The following is a 19,617-nucleotide window of genomic DNA, read 5'->3' as shown; positions in this document are numbered from 1 at the left end:
ATTAATTACCTCCTCGGTAACCTGCCGCTTGTGCTTTTTTAAGAACATCTTCAATCGGTCCAACATTACGGAATAAGTCCTCAGGAATATCATCATATTCTCCATCAATAATTCCTTTAAAGCCACGTACTGTATCTTTAATAGGCACATATGATCCAGGTTGACCTGTAAATGCTTCTGCAACGTGGAAGTTTTGAGATAAGAAGAATTGAATTCTTCTTGCACGGTTTACAATAATTTTTTCACTATCAGATAATTCATCAATCCCTAAAATAGCGATAATATCTTGTAATTCACGATAACGTTGTAACATTTGTTGAACTTTCATAGCTACTTCATAGTGTTCTTCTCCAACAATTTCTGGAGTTAATGCACTTGAAGTTGAAGCTAATGGATCCACCGCTGGGTAAATCCCTTGCTCCGTTAAACGACGCTCTAAGTTTGTTGTTGCATCTAAATGGGCAAATGTTGTAGCTGGCGCTGGGTCAGTATAGTCATCGGCAGGAACGTAAATAGCTTGAATGGATGTAATAGATCCATCTTTTGTTGAACTAATACGTTCTTGTAATTGTCCCATTTCAGTTGCTAATGTTGGTTGGTATCCTACAGCTGAAGGCATACGACCTAAAAGGGCTGATACTTCTGAACCAGCTTGAGTAAAACGATAAATATTATCAATGAATAATAATACATCTTGTTTTTGCTCATCACGGAAGTGTTCAGCAATCGTTAATCCTGTTAATGCAACACGCATACGTGCTCCTGGGGGTTCATTCATTTGTCCAAATACCATGGCTGTTTTAGCGGATACCCCTGAATCTTGCATTTCATGATAAAGGTCATTCCCCTCACGAGTACGTTCTCCTACACCCGTAAATACAGAAATACCCCCTAATTCTTCAGCAATATTATGAATCAATTCTTGAATTAATACAGTTTTACCTACTCCGGCACCTCCGAATAATCCAATCTTTCCTCCTTTTAGATAAGGAGCTAATAAGTCAATGACTTTAATTCCTGTTTGTAGAATTTCATATTGACTACTTAATTGTTCAAATTTAGGAGCTGGTTTATGAATTTCATCACGTCTAAAATCTTCAGGAAATTCCTCTCCTAAATCAATTGTATCTCCTAATACATTAAATACTCGACCTAAAGTTTCTGTTCCAACTGGAACACTAATCGTACGTCCTAAATCAATAACTTTCATGCCTCGTTGAAGACCATCAGTTGATTCCATGGCAATTGTACGTACAGCACCATCCCCTAATTCAACAGCTGTTTCAAGCGTAATTGTTTTTTTATGCCCTTCTTGATCTTCTTTAATAACATGTAGGGCATTGTGAATATCAGGCACGCCTGCTTCTAAAGGAAATACAACGTCCACAACTGGTCCAACTACTTGCAAAATTTCTCCAGTTCTCAAAAAAATTTCCTCCTTTCACTCTTACTGTTCTTCTAGAGCTGCTGCTCCGCCAACGATTTCAGTTATTTCTTGTGTTATTTGTGCTTGACGACGTTGGTTTAAATCTTGTGTCAAATCACTAATTAAATCTCTCGCATTATCCGTTGCACTTCTCATGGCTGTCATACGTGAAGCATGTTCAGCAGCTTTTGCATCGATAATTGCCCCATAAATTAGAGATTCAGCATATTGAGGCAATAATGTTTCCATAATAATTTCTTTATTTGGCTCAAAAATATAATCTAACTCATATTCTTTCGCTTCATCTTCATCTAAGTCAATAATCGGTAACATTTTTTCAACACGATAATTTGATAATAATGCATTCACATGGTGATTATAACAAACATAAAATTCATCAAATTCACCTTGTCTAAACATTTGTACAGCACTACTTACAATTTTACGTACTTCTTCAAATGATGGAATATCACTGACTTCATTAATTTCTAAACGAACATCAATCCCCATCTTTTTAAAGAAACGACTTGCAGCTCCACCAATCGTTAAAATTACAAATTCATCTTTTGAATCATGATCCGTTTGTAACATTTCACGTGTTGCTTGGAAAATAGAAGAATTATAACTTCCTGCTAATCCTTGGTCAGATGAAATCACAAGATAACCTGTTTTTCGAACGGGTCTCTCAATTAATAAATCATGATAATCAATAAATGATTCATCTTCATCATGAATAACTTCTTCCTCTAATTCTTCATCTTTATGATCATGCTGTGCATATAGTAAGTGAGTGACAACTTCACGGATTTTTTCAGCATAATCATGATATCGACGAACGGCTTGTTCAGACTTAGCTAGTTTTGAAGCAGAAACCATTTGCATAGCACTTGTAATTTGACTTGTTTTTTTCGTTGAAATAATACGCTTCTTCAAGTCGTTTAATGAAGACGCCATACAATTCACCTCTTCTTTCTAGTTCGTATTATTTTGAGCGTTCGTATAGATGAATTTGTTTAAACTTCTCAATTACTTGATAGAAAGCTTCTTCATCAGGAATTTTTTCTTCATCACGAATACTTGCTAAAATATCTGCATGTTCATTTTCTAAATGTTGATACAATGCTTTTTCGAAATCTTTTAATCTTTCAATAGGAATTGAATCTAAAATTCCCTTTGTTAATGCAAATAAAATTGATACTTGATGTTCAATTGGTAATGGTCTATGAACATCTTGTTTTAATACTTCTACGGTTCTCTTACCACGATTTAATTTTTGTTGAGTTGCCGCATCTAAATCAGAGCCAAATTGTGTGAAGGCTTCTAATTCACGGTAACTTGCTAAGTCGATACGTAATGTACCTGAAACCTTTTTCATCGCTTTAATTTGCGCTGATCCCCCTACACGTGATACAGATAATCCAGCAGATAAACCTGGACGAACACCTGAATAGAATAAATCACTTTCTAAAAAGATTTGACCATCTGTAATAGAAATTACGTTAGTAGGAATATAAGCAGAAATATCTCCCGCTTGAGTTTCAATAATTGGTAAGGCTGTTAAAGAACCGCCACCTAGTTCATCATTTAACTTCGCTGAGCGTTCTAATAAACGAGAGTGTAAATAGAATACATCCCCTGGATACGCTTCACGACCTGGAGGACGACGAAGTAATAATGAAATTTCACGGTAAGCTGCTGCTTGTTTTGATAAATCATCATAAACAATTAAAACATCTTTTCCGTTATACATAAATTCTTCTCCCATTGCAGTTCCTGCATACGGAGCAATATAGAGCATTGGAGCTGGTTGTGAAGCACTAGCAGATACAACTGTCGTATAATCCATTGCTCCATAACGTTTTAATGTTTCTACTAAAGCTTTTACAGTAGATTCTTTTTGCCCAATTGCGACATAAATACATAAAGTATCTTTACCTTTTTGGTTTAAAATTGCATCAATAGCAATACTTGTTTTACCTGTTTTTCTGTCTCCGATAATTAATTCCCGTTGACCTTTACCAATCGGAACTAATGCATCGATTACTTTTAATCCAGTTGCTAATGATTGGTGCACACTTTTACGTTGCATTACACCAGGTGCTTCATTTTCTACTGGACGACGTTTTGTTGTTTCAAGTGCTCCTAAGCCATCAATTGGACGACCTAAAGCATCCACAACACGACCAATCAAAGCATCTCCTACAGGAACGTCTAAAATACGACCTGTACGACGCACTGATTCTCCTTCATGGATATTTTCATACGTACCAAAGATAATAACACCAACATCATTCTTTTCTAGATTTTGTGCCATACCATACGTACCATTTGAAAATTCTACTAATTCACCAGCCATCACGTTGGTAAGACCGATGACACGAGCAATTCCGTCCCCAATAAATGAAACTTCACCAATCTCTTCAATATGTTGTTCCGCTTCAAAGGAATTAATTTGGTTTCGGATTCCTGCTGTAATATTACCGAATTCCGTATCCATTGTCTCACCCCTTCAATCCTGTTTGACAAATTTTTTTCTTAAACTGTTCAAGTTTATATAATAATGTTCCATCTAGTAAATATTCTTTTGTCTTTAATTTTACTCCACCTATAACAGTTGGATCGACAGTATTAACATAAGAATCATATTCTTTTTTTGTTTTCTTTTGAAAAGCCTGCGCAATACGTTCGATTTGTTCCTCCGTTAATGGAATCGCTGAAATCATTTCAAGTCGATTAGCTGAGTAAATATCTAAAAATGCTTCTACTGCTTCAATTAAATATGATGATTCATCCGGATGTAAGTACGGTCTTAAATAATCTTGTGTACTTTGGGATAAACTTGAAACAGCTTCTGATAATATTGACATTTTCTCATCAACAGATACTTGTTCTAAGTGCATCAATTGACGAAAACGTGCTGTATTTTGAATGCCTTCTAATACTTCTTGCAATTCTTGTGTAACAATATTTAAAGTTCCGTCATACTTTACTTGTCCATAAAAATGACTGGCTGCTTTGACTAATTCTTTATGAAATTTCACCATCAGCTTTCCAACCCTTCAATAAAGGATTCAATCACATCTTGATGTGTCTGCTCAGTCAACTCTTTATTTAAAATTTGGCTTGCAAGTTGAACGGATAAATCCACGATTTGTCCTTGCATTTGTGCTAAAGCACGTTGTTTCATGGAATCAACTTCACGTTGTCCATCTAGTTTCATTCTAGAAACAACATCTCGTCCTTCTTTAATCATTTCATCTTGCATTTTTGAAGCAGCTTCTCTTGTCGTATTTAAAATTTCTTGACCTTTCGCTTCTGCATTATGAATAATTTCTTTCGCATTTGCTTGAATTTCTTCAGCTGCCTTACGTTTTGCTTCTGCTTCATCTAAATCTTTACTGATTTTTTGACGACGAGCCTCTAATGTAGCTTCAATTTTATCCCAAGCAAAATGTTTTACTAAAAATAGTAATAAGATAATTGAAATTAAGACAATAAGTGTATTTCCAAGAACAGGGCTACCTGTTAACATATACTGAAACATCCATCATCCCTCCTTTTCAACAAATTTATCTTTTAAAATAATTATTTGATGAAAACTAGGATTAAAGCAATTAATACCGCAAAGATTGGCATCGCTTCGATTAAGGCTACCCCAACGAACATTGTTGAACGTAATTCATTACTCATTTCTGGTTGGCGTGTCATTGATTCAATTGTTTTTACGATAACTGCTTGGTTACCAAAAGCGGCTGCTAAAGCTGCCCCTGCTACTGCGATCGCTGCTGCTAATTCTGTCATAAGTTAATTCCTCATTTCTAAAAATTATTCATGTTCTACTTTATGTGCAATGTACACCATTGTTAATGTACAAAATACATAGGCTTGAATTGCTCCGATTACTACAGAAAATCCTTGCCAAACAACTCCTAATGGAATTGCAAAAATATATGTTAAGATTCCAAAACTGGATGAAAACATCACAATTAATCCTAACAATACTTCACCTGCATAAATATTTCCGTATAGACGGAATGCAAGTGTAATTGTATTTGTAAACTCTTCAATTAATTTAATCGGTAACATTAAAGACATCGGACTCAAATAAGAGTTTTTGATATAGCCTTTTAATCCCATTTTTTGAACACCAGAATAGTGTGCAATTAAGGTTGTCATCAACGATAATGCCAAACACACTTCCGGACTTGCTGTAGGAGAAGCAAAGTAACTATGTTCTCCATAATGGAAATAAATCACTAAACCGACTATATTGGCGATTAAAATAAATGAGAAGAGTGAAAATACATATAAGTAATATGACTTGCCCGTTTCTTCATCTACTGCACCGTTTACAATCCCTTTTGTAAAATCCATTAGAAATTCAAAAACATTTTGCATCTTTCCTGGTTTCATAGAAACATTTCTAGCAGCTACCATTGAAAAGATGGTAACTACTAATACTGTCACTAGACAAGAAAGTAAGATTGGAACTGAAAAAGACAAACCAAAAAATTCTATCGTTTTTGGTAAAGCTTCCATAACTCATACTCCCTTATTTATTCCAAATAAAAAACTGACAAATTCCACCTATCGCATTCATTCGCTTCACGGTGATTATTGTCAGAATTCATGGCAATAGTCAGACGCAAAAGCGTGACTACGAGTTTATTTATTTGGTTCCAAATAGGCGATCACCAGCATCGCCTAATCCTGGAAGGATATAGCCGTTTTCGTTTAATCGCTCATCTAATGCCGCAGCATAGATGTCAATTTCTGGGTGCGCTTCTTGAAGAACTTTTACTCCTTCTGGCGCAGCCACAAGACAACAAAACTTAATCGATTCAGGGTGCGCTCCACGTTTTAATAACGCATCAATCGCAGCCACTGCAGATCCTCCTGTAGCTAACATTGGATCAACTACAAATAATTGTCTTTCAGAAATATCTGAAGGCAATTTTACAAAATACTCAACAGGTTGTAATGTATCATGATCACGGTACATTCCAACATGTCCAATTTTGGCAGCTGGAATTAATTCTAAAATTCCGTCAACCATTCCTAAACCAGCACGTAAAATAGGAATGATAGCAACTTTTTTACCCGCCAAAGTTTTCAATGTTGTTTTTACTAATGGAGTTTCAATCTCCACATCTTCTAACGGTAAATCTCTTGAAACTTCATATGCCATTAACATTGAAATTTCATTTACAACCTCACGAAAGACTTTTGTTCCACAATCTTTTTGTCGAATCATCGTTAATTTATGTTGAATTAAAGGATGATCTAACACATTAAACTTACCCATCTTGCTTGCTCCTTCCATAATATATTTTCACTATTTGTTATTCTACAAAAAAATGAATCAAAATACTAGTATATAAATAGGAAAAAAAGAGTTTTTCCCTTAAAATTTCATTAAGAAAATTTTGCTTTCATTTTTTATGTGACTGATTACATTGTGTTATTCATATAATGGAAATTGTTTTGTCAACTCTTGTACAGATTGACGAACTTCGTCTAATTTTCCTTCATCGTTTGAATGAGCTAGTGTTTCTACAATTAATTGAGCAACTGTTTTTGCTGCTTCTTTATCAAAGCCACGTGTTGTAATTGCTGCTGTTCCAACACGAATACCACTTGTTTTCATAGGTGGAAGTGGGTCAAATGGAATTGCATTTTTATTCACTGTAATTCCTACTCTATCTAATAATTCCTGAGCTTCTTTCCCGTTCAAACCAGTAGAAGTAATGTCTAATAATAATAAATGATTATCTGTTCCACCAGAAATTGGGCGAATTCCACTCTCATTAAACACCTCCGCCATTGCTTTTGCATTTTCAACAACATGTTCGATATACTCTCCAAATACTGGTTGAAGTGCTTCATGGAACGCAACTGCTTTAGCTGCAATCACATGTTCTAATGGCCCCCCTTGAATACCTGGGAAGATGGCACTATTAATTTTTTTCGCAAATTCTTGTTTTGCTAAAATTAAGCCACCTCTTGGTCCACGTAATGTTTTATGCGTTGTCGAAGTGACAACATCTGCATAAGGAACTGGGTTTTGATGAGCTCCTTTTGCCACTAATCCTGCAATATGCGCCATATCTACCATGAAATAAGCATCAATACTTTTAGCAATTTCACTAATACGTTTGAAATCAATTTCTCTTGGATAGGCAGACGCACCTGCAACAATTAGTTTTGGGCGTTCTGTTTTAGCAATTTCTTCTAAGGCATCATAATCAATCATTTCTGTTTCCGGATTCAATCCATACGCAATAAAATCATAATCTTGACCAGAGAAGTTAACTCCCATTCCATGGGTTAAATGACCGCCATGACTTAAATCCATTCCTAAAATTTTATCCCCTTTTGAAACAAGCGTTCGATAGGCTGCCATATTCGCTTGAGAACCAGAATGGGGTTGAACATTAGCATATTCCGCTCCAAATAATTCTTTTACACGGTCGATTGCTAATTGTTCAATTACATCGATATATTCACATCCACCATAATAACGGCGATTTGGGTAACCTTCAGCATATTTATTCGTTAAAATGCTACCTTGCGCTCTTAATACGGCAGGTGAAACGAAGTTTTCTGAAGCAATTAATTCAATCCCATGCTTTTGTCGCTGGGCTTCTTTTCCAATTGCCTCAAATACTAGTGTGTCTTCTTTAAACTGTGTCATTAGCTTCACTCCTTTTCTTCAATAGAATTATTCTAACATAGTTTGTCAGTATCCTCAAAATTAGTAGCTTCTCTTTTTCTATAGTTCTTTTTTTATAACACTAGATGCTTTTTCTAAGCGATTCATATACGCCAACCCCGCACCTTCTTTAACACTTGCCTGCGCTAAAATAATAGTCGCATCGGTATGATCTAACGAGCGCAAAGCATTAAATAAATGATGATTCATATCTACAAGAGAATCTTTTTTACCTAATGAATAAGACTCTTTCACTTTAGAGCTCACTACATCTAAAATATCAGTCGTTGCCATCACTGCAACTTGTTCACCTTGTTTTTGATATTCTTCAATAAGTGAATGCCAAAACTCTAAAGAACCTTCCACCACAACGACTGGGGTAGTTGGAGCATAGTGGCGATATTTCATTCCCGGTGATTTAGGCGTTACTTTTTCCCCGGTTGTTGTTTTCATATAGTCCACTAATGGTCCAATAATTGGTTCTATTTCTTCTTTTGTAATGACTCCAGGACGTAGAATAACGGGACCTTCTTCATTCGTTAAATCAATTACTGTAGATTCAACACCGACACTTGTATCTCCACCATCTACGATACCCGCAATTCTTCCGTCCATATCTTCCACCACATGTTCGACTCTTGTCGGGCTAGGCTTTGTCGATTGATTAGCACTTGGTCCAACTAATGGAATTCCAACTTGTTCAATTAATGATAATGTCAACTCATGATTTGGCATTCTAAACGATACAGTCGGTAGTCCTGCTGATAACGCTGGTGCATAAATACCAGATTTCGCTTTTAAAATCATCGTTAATGGCCCTGGCCAAAAATGTTTTGCTAATAATTTTGCATTTTCTGGAAATTCTTCAACAGTATTAATGACTTGATCTACAGAATGAACATGAACAATTAATGGATTATCACTCGGTCTTCCCTTTGCTTCAAATACTTTTAAGACTGCCTCTTGGCTTGTTGCAATTGCTCCTAATCCATAGACCGTTTCTGTTGGGAAAGCGACAACTTCTCCTTCTTTCAATAAAGTAGCAGCTTTATCTAATGTTTCTTGCTGAAAAATTTGTGTTTTCATGTTACTTCCTCCTTCCTACAATAATCATTCGATCATTTCCTGACAAATCTTTATGAATACTCACTTCTCGATTTGGACAATAGTATTCAAATAATTGTTGAACAGCCTTTCCTTGCTGGAACCCAATTTCAAAAAAGGCTTGTCCTTCTTCTAATAAATAATTTTCTAAATTTTCTACAATATTACGATAAATCGCTAACCCTTCATCTTCAGCAAAAAGAGCTAGTTCTGGTTCAAAGCGTAAAACTGATTCATCCATCACATTTTTCTCTGAAACATCAATATAGGGTGGATTACTGATGATAGCTATAAATTTTTGAAGAGAAACTTCTTGAAATACATCACTCAAATATAAAGAGACATTGTTTAACTTGTATTTCTCTTTATTTTTCTTAGCAACTTCAAGCGCTCCTTCAGAAATATCTACTCCCTGATAGGAATAGTCTGGACATTCTAAAGCTAATGTATGAATGATACAACCTGTCCCTACTCCAATTTCTAACACTTTCCCACCAGAATATTTAGCTAAAAAGGTAATGATTTTTCCAACTAATTCTTCTGTCTCAGGTCTTGGAATTAAAGTATCGGGACTCACGATAAATTCACGCCCATAAAATTCTGCTTGTCCTGTAATATATTGCAATGGTTCAAAATTTGATAAACGAATGAGTAATGATTCCATCTGTTCCCATAATCCAACTACTGCAGGCTGATTCAAATGAATGAGTAAATCTGTCATTGTCCACTGATTCAAATATAAGCTTAATTGACGAGCATACCAGTCACAATCTTCTTTCGAAAACGAAGGTTGTCTTTCTTGTAAAAAACAAGAAGCCCTAACTAGGACTTCCTGATTCGTTGGATTAGTTATTTCCATTATTTAATTGCTCCAATTTTTCAGTGTGATCGTATAAAATTAATGCATCGACAATTTCATCAATTTTTCCTGCAAGAACTTGGTCTAATTTTTGCAACGTTAATCCAATACGGTGATCTGTCACACGGTTTTGAGGGAAATTGTATGTACGAATACGTTCTGAACGATCCCCTGTACCAACGGCAGATTTTCTATTTGCATCATATTCTGATTGAGCTTCTTGAGAGATTTTATCGTATACACGAGCACGTAATACTTTCATCGCCTTCTCTCTGTTTTTTAATTGAGAACGTTCATCTTGCATAGCTACGACAATACCTGTTGGTAAGTGAGTTAAACGAACGGCAGAAGCTGTTTTATTAACGTGTTGTCCACCCGCACCAGAAGCATGATAAATATCTACACGAATATCTTTATCTTCTAATTCAATCTCTACTTCTTCAGCTTCAGGCATGACTACAACTGTTGCAGTTGATGTATGAACACGCCCTTGTGATTCTGTTGAAGGAACACGTTGTACACGGTGAGCTCCTGATTCATATTTTAATTTTGAGAATACATTATCCCCTGTAATCATTAAAATAACTTCTTTATATCCACCAATACCTGTAACGTTAGCATCCATTACTTCTACACGCCAACCTTGTGACTCAGCATATTTTTGGTACATAGATAATAAATCTCCCGCAAATAATGCTGCTTCATCTCCACCAGCAGCTCCACGAATTTCCATAATAATGTTTTTACCATCATTTGGATCTTCTGGTAATAATAAGAATTTTATTTTTTCTTCTAATTCTACTTTTTCTTTTTTAAGAGAAGCTAATTCTTCCTTAGCCATTTCAGCCATTTCGCTATCTAAGCCTTCTCCTAACATTTCTTCTGTATCTCCAATTTCTTCCACTACTTGCTGATAACGTTTAAAAGTTTCAACTTTCGGACGCAAATTAGACTCTTCTTTTGTTAATTCCATGAAACGTTTTGTATCACTAATGACATCTGGGTCACTTAATAACTCAGATAACTCATCATAGCGAATAATAAAACTATCTAATTGATCAAACATAATTTCCTCCTTAATTTCTTTCTTTACCTGGGTGTGAATAATGATAACGACAAACGGGATAATACGATTCATTCCCACCAATTTGTATTTGTTCACCCGTATAAACAGGTTTTCCATCTACAACACGCATATTCATACTTGCTTTTTTATGGCAGTACCAGCAAATCGTTTTAATTTCCTCAATTTTATCAGCATATAATAATAAATACTTAGAACCTGTAAATAATTCATTTTGGAAATCATTTTTCAATCCAAAAGCCATTACTGGAATATCCAAAATATCCACAATATGCGCTAAATCTAAAATATGTTCTCTACTTAAAAATTGAGATTCATCAATTAAAATACAAGCAGGTTTTACCTCTTGTTCTTTTACAATGGCAATAATATCTGTTTCATCATAAATCGGAATCGCTTGTCTTCGAATTCCAATACGACTGGAAACATATCCTACTTCATCACGATCATCGATTGCACTTGTAAATAATAATACAGATTTATTTTGTTCTTCATAATTATGAGCAACTTTTAAAATCTCAATCGACTTTCCACTATTCATTGCACCATATTTAAAAAATAATTGTGCCACAATTTTAACCTCCTGACACTTTTCATATACCCTTAACATCTTACGATAATATCGAAAGTTGTGCAACGAAAAACTATAAAAAATCACTATGAACTTTTTCATATAATTCCAAACAAATTCTTATTCATTTCTTAATAAGAAAACAAGCGAATTGTATTCCTTTTCAGTGAATTTATGCTACAATAAAAAAGAATATTTTTTGAAAGGATGCACATTTCGTGAATATACGTACCAATTTTGCTATTCAAGCGGGAAAATTCACTCGCTGGGCACTTCAAACTTTTACAAATGGTGGAAGTAGTTTACCAGGAAAAGTAGCTCATGCTATTGATCCACATATTTTAAAACATTTATCAGACCATTATGAAGTTATTATTGTTAGTGGAACAAATGGAAAGACTTTAACGACTTCTTTAATCGTTCAATTATTAAAACAAAAATACCCAAATATTTTAACGAATCCAACTGGAGCAAATTTAACACAGGGGATTGTTTCTACTTTCTTAAATCATACTCCTGTTAAAGGTGAAAAAAATATTGCTGTATTAGAAGTAGACGAAGCAACGATTAAACATATTACACCATTTATTCAACCAAAATTATTCGTATTTACAAATATTTTCCGTGATCAAATGGATCGTTTTGGTGAAATTTATACAACTTATCAATATATGTTAGATGGGGCAAGCTTTGCTCCAGAAGCAACTATTTTATCAAATGGAGATGCGCCAATTTTTAATAGCGATACTCTTCCAAATCCAAGACTGTATTTTGGATTTAATCATGCAGAAGATGGTCTCTATCAAGCTCATTACAATACGGATGGTATTTTATGTCCACATTGCCATTCCATTTTACAATATAATTTTATTACGTATAGTAATTTAGGAAAATACTACTGCCCTAACGGAGATTTCAAACGTCCCGAATTAGACTATGCCGTGACAGAGTTAACAGAATTATCTCTAACAAAATCTTCTTTTAAAATTGATGGATTTGATTTTTCACTTCCAATTGGTGGACTATACAACATTTATAACGCCCTAAGTGCTTATTCTACAGCTAGATTTTTCGGCTTAACTCCTGAAGAAATTCAGGCAGGATTTGGACAAGCACAAAGAGTCTTTGGGCGTCAAGAAATCTTTACATTGGAAGACAAAGAAGTCATGATTAATTTAATTAAAAATCCAGTAGGATTTAACCAAATCGTTCAACTACTAGGTTATGAAAAAGAAGAATTTTCACTTGCTGTCTTATTAAATGATAATTACGCAGATGGACAAGATATTAGTTGGATCTGGGATGGCGAATTTGAAGAACTCGCAAAACTTACTCCAAAACAAACATACATTGGTGGACTTCGAGTTGACGACTTAGAAACTCGAATGGAAGTTGCAGGATTTACAACTCTTACCAAAACAGAAAACAATGATGACTTAATTGAAAAATTAAAATCAGTAACAACGAAAAAAATTAATATTTTAGCAACTTATACGGCATTATTACAACTCCGTAAAGACTTAGCTAAACATGGTTACTTGAAAGAGGGAATGACTTCATGAAAATCAGAATTTGTCATTTATACGGAAATTTAATGAATACTTATGGAGATAATGGAAATCTACTGATGCTCCAACACCGAGCAAAAAAATTAGGCTATGAAGTCGAAACGACATTGATTAGTTTAGGGGATCCATTTAATCCTGAAGACTTTGACATCGTCATGTTCGGTGGTGGTCAAGACTATGAACAAACGATCGTGGCTAAAGACTTACAATCCAAAAAAGACGCATTAATCCACTTCATCGAAGATGATGGAGTTGTTTTAGGAATTTGCGGTGGCTTCCAATTATTAGGACGTTACTACATCAATGCAGCCGGAGAAAAATTAGATGGAATTGGCGCAATTGACTGCTATACAAATGGTCAATTTGACCACCGATTTATCGGAGATATTACAATTCAGGATGAAGAAACAGGAGAAACATATGTTGGTTATGAAAACCACATCGGAAGAACTTACCTCTGCAAAGGTCTTAAACCATTAGGTACCGTTACTAGTGGAAATGGAAATAATGATGAGGACAAAACAGAAGGTGTGCATTACAAAAATGTCTTCTGCTCTTACTTCCATGGACCACTGCTCGTTCGAAATCAACATCTTGCTGATCGTATGATTGAATTAGCTGCACAACGTCAATTAAGTAAACAAAAAGAATCATAAATTACAGAAGCATAGAAATGTTCGAGATACATTTCTATGCTTCTTTTTGTTGTGATATAATAACTATAATAATATTAAGAATTGGAGTAGAGAAAATGAAACCAAAAAATAGATTTAGAGATATCGTGATACCTGCATTACTATTCTGTTTACTAATCTACACTTTTCTATTTGATGGACATTATACGGAGATTGCTCTTTTTTTAAATATCATCTACACTTACTTAATGTACTTTAAAAAGGATCGCAAGAAGTAAACACATATACACTTTACCTTTATAAGACTTTCTAAAAACATTAAATAATTCAAAAAAATCAAAGGCTTAGAAATATTGATATTTCAACATTTCTAAGCCTTATTAGTCGTAAAATAAGTTAGAACTAAAATTTTTTCAATCTATTCCACACGTTTTATTTAACTTCGTCAGCTATTGATTAAATCGTTCATAGACATCCTTGAAAATTCTATCACATTTACTAGGTCAGATGCTGACCATTCTTTATTGATTAACGCTTTAAGAATTTCTTTTTTCTTGTCACTCATTAAATAACTTCCTTATATTTTGTTTATTGACAATTTATATAAGCAATACTATTGCAAAAAGTTTGCTTATGCACTATTATGTGAGCATATAAAATAAGAAAAGCAAAATAATAGCGTTATATCAGTCTTGGTGGACATTTTCATTCTGCTTTTCGTTTGTTTTGTTGTTAAAAATTAGCTTACACGAATAGTATAGTCGCTTATACGCAAACCACCAATAGTTCTTTTTCCTTTAAGCGAATTTAGGTTTCGTGTTCTCTCAAGAGGAGTAATTATCATGGATATTGTAGAAAAAGTAAGAATGCTATGTAATGAAAAAGTCATGACGATAGCAGAGTTAGAAAGGAATTTAGGCTTAGGAGCTGGGACTGTTAGTCGTTGGAACGTAAGAGTTCCTGGTGTAGATAAAGTACAAAAAGTAGCCGATTATTTTTCAGTTACTACAGACTATCTCTTGGGTCGTGTCGATACACCCAACTGGGCAACTGAACAAAATGTGCTAGATATTGAACGTGCATTACACTTAAATAACAATGTAGTAGCTTATGATGGCATTGAGTTAACAGAAGATGAGAAAGAGCAAGTTAGTGCAATCATACGAGGAGTTTTATGGAAACATCTAAAAAATAAACAGTAATAAAAGGGAGAATATGTTTAGAGATAAAAACTTTACTAGAAACATATCAAACGGTTAATCCGTTTTTCTTAGCAGATAATTTAAACATTCCGTATCATTATGTAAACTTTCGAGAAAAACTAAAAGGAAAAAATATTGTATATGATGAAGAAATAATTATTCTGCTAAAATGACTCTATTAAAGAAACACCTACAAATTATTTAGTGATGGCTCATGAGTTAAAACATGCGTTAGACCATTCAGACTTAATAAGCTACTATTCGCTATGTTATGGGGAAAATTAGAAAACTAGAACATAAAGCTAATACGTTCACATAGCAATTAATGTATTATTTTCAAAAAGAACAAGAATTGGAATTACCAAATGAAATTCAAATAAAGTGGAAAAGAGTTTGATTGATATGCAAAACAATTTCTTTGCTACCAACCTTAAATTTTTACGGACTAAAAAAGGATTAGAACAAAAAGATATTTCAGATTTTTTAGGTTTGAAATCTCCAACTTCTGTAACCAATTGGGAAAAAGGGACTAACTTAGCAAGAGCAGGTCATTTATCAGAATTAGCATCATTTTTTGGTGTTTCTTTACATGATTTGATGAATGTAGACTTAACAAAAGCATCTACTCCAGAATTAATAAACAAAGATGAACAAGATATTCAAAAAGACATAGAAATATTAATAAAAAAACTAGATGATGGATTATATTCTAAAGATACTGCTGAGTATGATGAAGAAACTAGACAGTTATTAATAGCATCATTAGAACAAGTAGCAATGATTGCGAAACTTGCATCAAAAAAATTCAAGCCGAGAAATTTTAAAGAAACAAAGGAACCCTAAAGATATTTAGATTAGTAAAAAGGTGGTTTCTAATATGAGTACAATAGGTAAAAGCATTCAAAAAATAAGAAAAAGCCAAGGTCTAACTCAAGTTCAATTAAGTAAGTTGACAGGATTTAATCAAAATACCATTTCTAATCATGAACAAGGAAATCGTTCTATAAATGAAATAGATATAAATATTTACGCTCAAGCTCTAGGAGTATCTCCTAAAGAATTATTCACATCATATAACGATGAGATTGAATTGACACAATATATCGGTAGTCGCATCAAATACTATCGTAAATTAAACAAAATGAATCAAGATGAATTGGCAACAGTATTAAATACCACAAAACAAAGCATCAGTAGATATGAAAAAGGTATACGCAAAGCCAATCAAGACATATTGTTTCAAATGTGCAATGTATTCGATGTACCTATAGATGATTTTTTCCCTTCCAAACATGATAGCAATAAAACATTAGATTATTTAATAGTCGTTTTGAGAACATTAAATCCAGACAGACAAGCAAAAGTATATGATTTTGCAATGGAACAATTAAAAGAACAGAGTGATACTTAAATTAAGAGGGAAAAAATGGTAGATATGTTTAATAATGATATTTTAAAATGAGAAATTATTATTAGATTAATATCCAACTTTTCGTATATTTTTCGCGTGATTATAAAACTAACTTGTAATAAAAGTGTTGATATTACGCTATATTTAACGATAATTAATCGCGTGATTTTCGCGTGATTTTCGATTGGAGGTTTTAAATTGAATGTTGAAAATAACAATTTAGAATATAAAAAAGCAGAATCTCAACTTCCAACATCTTTTTGGGAGACCTATTCAGCTTTTGCAAATACAGACGGTGGAACTATTGTTTTAGGGATTGATGAAAATAATAAAGAAAACCAAATTCAAGGGGTTAAAAATCCTATAAAAATAAGGGATGACATCTTTGCTCAAGCAGAAAATAAACAAAAAGTAAGTCACAATGTTTTGAATTCAAATGACGTTGAAATCCTAGATATAGATGGTAAAGAAACTAAATTAATACTTGTTACAGTTTCTGAAGCCCACCCTAGCAAAAAGCCCGTTTATTTAAAAAACAAACTAGAACTATCATATAAAAGGCTTGGTGCAGGAGATGTAAAACTAAATAATGATGATTTGAAATATTTAATTTCTAGTTCCTCTTCTGAAAGTGACAATGAACTTCTGAATGGTTATGATGAATCTGATTTAAATCATAACACTATTGACAAATTTAGATCTCTATTAGTTAGCCAAACCAATAACGAAAAATATATAAATATGACAAATCGTGATTTACTTATTGAACTTGGAGCTATGAAAAAAGATAGACAAAATAATGAATATAAACTCACTAGTGGTGGATTATTATTTTTTGGGAAATTCAATTCTATTACTGATAGATTTCCTAAATTTCAATTGGATTACTTTGAAAGAAGTTCCTCATTATCAGAAAGATGGTCAGATAGAGTTTCTACAGGAGATATGTTTTATCCCGATTTAAATGTGTTTGATTTTTATCTTATTGTGCTTGATAAATTACTTAAAAGTGTAAAAGATAGTTTTAAATTGGATGAAAATCAAATGAGATTACCAGTTAAATCAGAATTAGAAGAAGCCGTTAGGGAAGCTTTTACAAATTGTTTTATGCATGCTTACTATGATTCAGACATGCCCATTGTGATTAACGCTTATGAAGATTATTATGAATTTAAAAACCCTGGCAAGATGAAAGTTAGTATCAACGAATTTATACACGGTGGGTCTTCAGTTACTAGAAATAGCACAATTCCAACACTACTAAGAAGAGTTGGTTTTTCTGAAAAAGCAGGCTCAGGTGGTCCAAAATTATTTGATACTGCATCTAAATTACATTTGAAACTTCCTGAAATATATACTGATTTTGATAAAACAGTAGTCAATTTATGGAAAGTTGATTTATTATCGTCTTATAGAGATTTACAAGGTATAGAACTAGATATCGTCAAATTTATAATTGAGAACGGTAGCATTACAAAAAACGATGCTTTAGAAGTTTTATCTATTACTGAATATCAATTTAGAATTCATTTAACAAATTTACTTGAAGCTAAACATATTGAGATTGAAGGAAAAGGTCGGTCAACTAGATATAAATTGCCTGCTAATTCTATTGAACGCGTACACCAAATTAAACAATCATTAAAAGAGTTAGAAAATTCTATCAATAAATAAAAAAGTCCGAGGCTTAAAATCAAAGAGATTTTAAGCCTCGGAACATTTACGGAACAAAACCATCAGAAACGTTGATATATCAACATCTTTTATGGAGCCGGCGGGAGTCGAACCCGCGTCCAAATATATCGACACAATCAAATCTACATTCATAGTTTATCGATTTAAAGTTTCGCTACTGATTAGCTGATAAACAAGCATCATCTTAAGCTAGCCTGATTATCTCTGTTTCACTTAGACAGACGGAAAAGTGAACCGTATCCCACTAATAATGAGACCTGGACCCGAGCACATGGGCGATGCCGGACAGATCTTAGCTTGCAGGTATTAAGCTGCGAAAGCTAAAGTGTTTGTTTGTTGTTTGTCAGTTATATTTAACTGTAACGTTTTTACGTAGCCGTAACCTACGAAATGCATTGAAAGCTCAACCTATACCTGTCGAATCCGTAACGACCCCGTATATTCCTTTATACTAACAAAAATTTAACCTTCACGCAAATAATAACTGCTATTATCTATATCTACAAAAGATTATGAAGTGACCCCAAAAAGTCTAACTTTTTGGGGTCACTTCAATTTTATAAATCTTTCTGTGTTTATTTTTCAAATAATGTCATTGGTAATAATGAGAATTCACGCTCTACCGCTTCTTTTCTCAATGCAAAATGACTAGTTTGATTTAATGCTTTCAAATGATACTGCCCATTTGAATATTCCACAATATTTAAAGAAGAATTATCAATCATATCTGATAATTTAAAATCAGGAATTAATTCATGTAAAATATTACGGATCGTCATTCCATGGCTAACAATTAAAATATGTTGATTCGTATCACGATGTTTATCGATTACTTTAATCAACCCTTGTTCTACACGAGTCCAAAATTCCATAAAGTTTTCTCCAATATGATCTGGATCCATTTCTTTAATTTGATTCATCTCTTCTATGACATTTCTACCATCATTTTGATCAAAAGTACGTTGTAATGTTTTATATAAATTCGTCCAAACTTCTGTTGCATTTTGTCCTTCTAAACTTCCGAAAGAAACTTCACGGAATTCTGGCATCATTTGTATACTTAATTGATTTCTTAAAGGATGATCTCTTAATACTAATTGAGCTGTTTCAATCGTTCTTCTTAAATCACTTGTATACACTGCGTGAAATGGAATATCTCTCATTCCTAATCCTGAACGAATCGCATCCAATCTTCCTTCTTTTGTTAATGGAGTATCTGCCCAGCCTTGAATTTTATTATATCGATTAAAAACTGTCTCGCCATGTCTCATGAAATATAATGTAACACCTTTATCTGCCATGATGTTTCCTCCTCAAATCATTTGCTACTACCATTGTACTCAATTTCAC

General features: G+C 33.6%; 20 protein-coding genes and 1 other RNA gene. 6 read left to right on the top strand and 15 right to left on the bottom strand.

Annotation, left to right across the window (positions count from 1 at the left end; genetic code table 11):
• Position 1 precedes the first annotated feature (1 nt).
• From atpD to RYL55_RS01940, 13 genes are all read right to left on the bottom strand, one after another.
• Positions 2-1,426, bottom strand: a complete 1,425-nt coding sequence (gene atpD / locus RYL55_RS02000; protein ID WP_314110556.1) for a F0F1 ATP synthase subunit beta — start codon at positions 1,424-1,426, stop codon at positions 2-4.
• Positions 1,427-1,447: 21 nt separating this feature from the next.
• Entirely contained in the window at positions 1,448-2,380 is a 933-nt protein-coding gene (locus RYL55_RS01995; protein ID WP_315006823.1) for a F0F1 ATP synthase subunit gamma, read from the bottom strand.
• A 28-nt stretch (positions 2,381-2,408) separates the two neighbouring features.
• A complete protein-coding gene (gene atpA / locus RYL55_RS01990; protein ID WP_314110560.1) occupies positions 2,409-3,923 on the bottom strand; it encodes a F0F1 ATP synthase subunit alpha in 1,515 nt (504 codons plus the stop codon).
• A 4-nt stretch (positions 3,924-3,927) separates the two neighbouring features.
• Positions 3,928-4,470 carry an ATP synthase F1 subunit delta gene (gene atpH / locus RYL55_RS01985; protein ID WP_315006821.1) on the bottom strand — a complete coding sequence of 181 codons (543 nt, stop codon included), beginning with the start codon at positions 4,468-4,470 and terminating at the stop codon, positions 3,928-3,930.
• A complete protein-coding gene (gene atpF / locus RYL55_RS01980) occupies positions 4,470-4,970 on the bottom strand; it encodes a F0F1 ATP synthase subunit B (protein WP_315006819.1) in 501 nt (166 codons plus the stop codon). The genes atpH and atpF overlap by 1 nt, the downstream gene beginning before the upstream one ends.
• 41 nt (positions 4,971-5,011) lie before the next feature.
• Complete coding sequence (atpE, locus tag RYL55_RS01975) at positions 5,012-5,227, bottom strand: F0F1 ATP synthase subunit C (protein ID WP_006703461.1); 216 nt, start codon at positions 5,225-5,227, stop codon at positions 5,012-5,014.
• A 24-nt stretch (positions 5,228-5,251) separates the two neighbouring features.
• A complete protein-coding gene (atpB, locus tag RYL55_RS01970) occupies positions 5,252-5,965 on the bottom strand; it encodes a F0F1 ATP synthase subunit A (RefSeq protein WP_315006817.1) in 714 nt (237 codons plus the stop codon).
• Between the two features lie 130 nt (positions 5,966-6,095).
• Entirely contained in the window at positions 6,096-6,731 is a 636-nt protein-coding gene (gene upp / locus RYL55_RS01965; RefSeq protein WP_314110568.1) for a uracil phosphoribosyltransferase, read from the bottom strand.
• 156 nt (positions 6,732-6,887) lie between these two features.
• The gene (gene glyA / locus RYL55_RS01960; protein ID WP_315006814.1) at positions 6,888-8,120 is read right to left on the bottom strand and encodes a serine hydroxymethyltransferase; all 1,233 of its coding nucleotides are present in this window, start codon (positions 8,118-8,120) and stop codon (positions 6,888-6,890) included.
• Between the two features lie 78 nt (positions 8,121-8,198).
• Entirely contained in the window at positions 8,199-9,224 is a 1,026-nt protein-coding gene (locus RYL55_RS01955) for an L-threonylcarbamoyladenylate synthase (protein ID WP_315006812.1), read from the bottom strand.
• A gap of 1 nt (position 9,225) precedes the next feature.
• A complete protein-coding gene (gene prmC, locus RYL55_RS01950; RefSeq protein WP_315006810.1) occupies positions 9,226-10,101 on the bottom strand; it encodes a peptide chain release factor N(5)-glutamine methyltransferase in 876 nt (291 codons plus the stop codon).
• Positions 10,088-11,167 carry a peptide chain release factor 1 gene (prfA, locus tag RYL55_RS01945; RefSeq protein WP_006703455.1) on the bottom strand — a complete coding sequence of 360 codons (1,080 nt, stop codon included), beginning with the start codon at positions 11,165-11,167 and terminating at the stop codon, positions 10,088-10,090. The genes prmC and prfA overlap by 14 nt, the downstream gene beginning before the upstream one ends.
• 10 nt (positions 11,168-11,177) lie before the next feature.
• Positions 11,178-11,756, bottom strand: coding sequence for a thymidine kinase (locus tag RYL55_RS01940; protein ID WP_314077572.1), 579 nt, complete (start codon positions 11,754-11,756; stop codon positions 11,178-11,180).
• Positions 11,757-11,974: 218 nt separating this feature from the next.
• On the opposite strand from RYL55_RS01940, the gene RYL55_RS01935 reads away from it, so the two are divergent.
• From RYL55_RS01935 to RYL55_RS01910, 6 genes are all read left to right on the top strand, one after another.
• Positions 11,975-13,318, top strand: a complete 1,344-nt coding sequence (locus RYL55_RS01935) for a Mur ligase family protein (RefSeq protein WP_315006807.1) — start codon at positions 11,975-11,977, stop codon at positions 13,316-13,318.
• On the top strand, positions 13,315-13,980 hold the full coding sequence (locus RYL55_RS01930) for an adenosylcobyric acid synthase (protein WP_315006805.1): 666 nt from the start codon (positions 13,315-13,317) through the stop codon (positions 13,978-13,980). Before RYL55_RS01935 ends, RYL55_RS01930 begins: the two co-directional genes overlap by 4 nt.
• A gap of 821 nt (positions 13,981-14,801) precedes the next feature.
• Complete coding sequence (locus RYL55_RS01925; protein WP_315006803.1) at positions 14,802-15,161, top strand: helix-turn-helix domain-containing protein; 360 nt, start codon at positions 14,802-14,804, stop codon at positions 15,159-15,161.
• A 402-nt stretch (positions 15,162-15,563) separates the two neighbouring features.
• The gene (locus tag RYL55_RS01920) at positions 15,564-16,004 is read left to right on the top strand and encodes a helix-turn-helix transcriptional regulator (RefSeq protein ID WP_315006847.1); all 441 of its coding nucleotides are present in this window, start codon (positions 15,564-15,566) and stop codon (positions 16,002-16,004) included.
• Positions 16,005-16,038: 34 nt separating this feature from the next.
• Positions 16,039-16,572, top strand: a complete 534-nt coding sequence (locus tag RYL55_RS01915) for a helix-turn-helix transcriptional regulator (RefSeq protein WP_315006801.1) — start codon at positions 16,039-16,041, stop codon at positions 16,570-16,572.
• 198 nt (positions 16,573-16,770) lie between these two features.
• On the top strand, positions 16,771-18,246 hold the full coding sequence (locus RYL55_RS01910) for an RNA-binding domain-containing protein (RefSeq protein ID WP_315006799.1): 1,476 nt from the start codon (positions 16,771-16,773) through the stop codon (positions 18,244-18,246).
• A gap of 89 nt (positions 18,247-18,335) precedes the next feature.
• Here the strand turns inward: RYL55_RS01910 and ssrA are convergent.
• Positions 18,336-18,703, bottom strand: a transfer-messenger RNA (tmRNA) gene (ssrA, locus tag RYL55_RS01905).
• Positions 18,704-18,842: 139 nt separating this feature from the next.
• Entirely contained in the window at positions 18,843-19,568 is a 726-nt protein-coding gene (locus RYL55_RS01900) for a histidine phosphatase family protein (RefSeq protein WP_315006796.1), read from the bottom strand.
• Positions 19,569-19,617: the final 49 nt, after the last annotated feature.

The sequence above is a fragment of the uncultured Granulicatella sp. genome (assembly GCF_963515615.1).
Lineage (GTDB): Bacteria > Bacillota > Bacilli > Lactobacillales > Aerococcaceae > Granulicatella.
The sequence above is the reverse complement of the archived record's forward strand: the minus strand, read 5'-3'. Positions and strand labels throughout refer to the sequence as shown.

What these genes read in the sequence shown, in the direction of transcription:
- RYL55_RS01995 (WP_315006823.1), bottom strand. Translation starts at nt 2,380, where the DNA reads ATGGCGTCTTCATTAAACGACTTGAAGAAGCGTATTATTTCAACGAAA.
- atpA (WP_314110560.1), bottom strand. Translation starts at nt 3,923, where the DNA reads ATGGATACGGAATTCGGTAATATTACAGCAGGAATCCGAAACCAAATT.
- atpH (WP_315006821.1), bottom strand. Translation starts at nt 4,470, where the DNA reads ATGGTGAAATTTCATAAAGAATTAGTCAAAGCAGCCAGTCATTTTTAT.
- atpF (WP_315006819.1), bottom strand. Translation starts at nt 4,970, where the DNA reads ATGTTTCAGTATATGTTAACAGGTAGCCCTGTTCTTGGAAATACACTT.
- atpE (WP_006703461.1), bottom strand. Translation starts at nt 5,227, where the DNA reads ATGACAGAATTAGCAGCAGCGATCGCAGTAGCAGGGGCAGCTTTAGCA.
- atpB (WP_315006817.1), bottom strand. Translation starts at nt 5,965, where the DNA reads ATGGAAGCTTTACCAAAAACGATAGAATTTTTTGGTTTGTCTTTTTCA.
- upp (WP_314110568.1), bottom strand. Translation starts at nt 6,731, where the DNA reads ATGGGTAAGTTTAATGTGTTAGATCATCCTTTAATTCAACATAAATTA.
- glyA (WP_315006814.1), bottom strand. Translation starts at nt 8,120, where the DNA reads ATGACACAGTTTAAAGAAGACACACTAGTATTTGAGGCAATTGGAAAA.
- RYL55_RS01955 (WP_315006812.1), bottom strand. Translation starts at nt 9,224, where the DNA reads ATGAAAACACAAATTTTTCAGCAAGAAACATTAGATAAAGCTGCTACT.
- prmC (WP_315006810.1), bottom strand. Translation starts at nt 10,101, where the DNA reads ATGGAAATAACTAATCCAACGAATCAGGAAGTCCTAGTTAGGGCTTCT.
- prfA (WP_006703455.1), bottom strand. Translation starts at nt 11,167, where the DNA reads ATGTTTGATCAATTAGATAGTTTTATTATTCGCTATGATGAGTTATCT.
- RYL55_RS01930 (WP_315006805.1), top strand. Translation starts at nt 13,315, where the DNA reads ATGAAAATCAGAATTTGTCATTTATACGGAAATTTAATGAATACTTAT.
- RYL55_RS01925 (WP_315006803.1), top strand. Translation starts at nt 14,802, where the DNA reads ATGGATATTGTAGAAAAAGTAAGAATGCTATGTAATGAAAAAGTCATG.
- RYL55_RS01920 (WP_315006847.1), top strand. Translation starts at nt 15,564, where the DNA reads ATGCAAAACAATTTCTTTGCTACCAACCTTAAATTTTTACGGACTAAA.
- RYL55_RS01915 (WP_315006801.1), top strand. Translation starts at nt 16,039, where the DNA reads ATGAGTACAATAGGTAAAAGCATTCAAAAAATAAGAAAAAGCCAAGGT.
- RYL55_RS01900 (WP_315006796.1), bottom strand. Translation starts at nt 19,568, where the DNA reads ATGGCAGATAAAGGTGTTACATTATATTTCATGAGACATGGCGAGACA.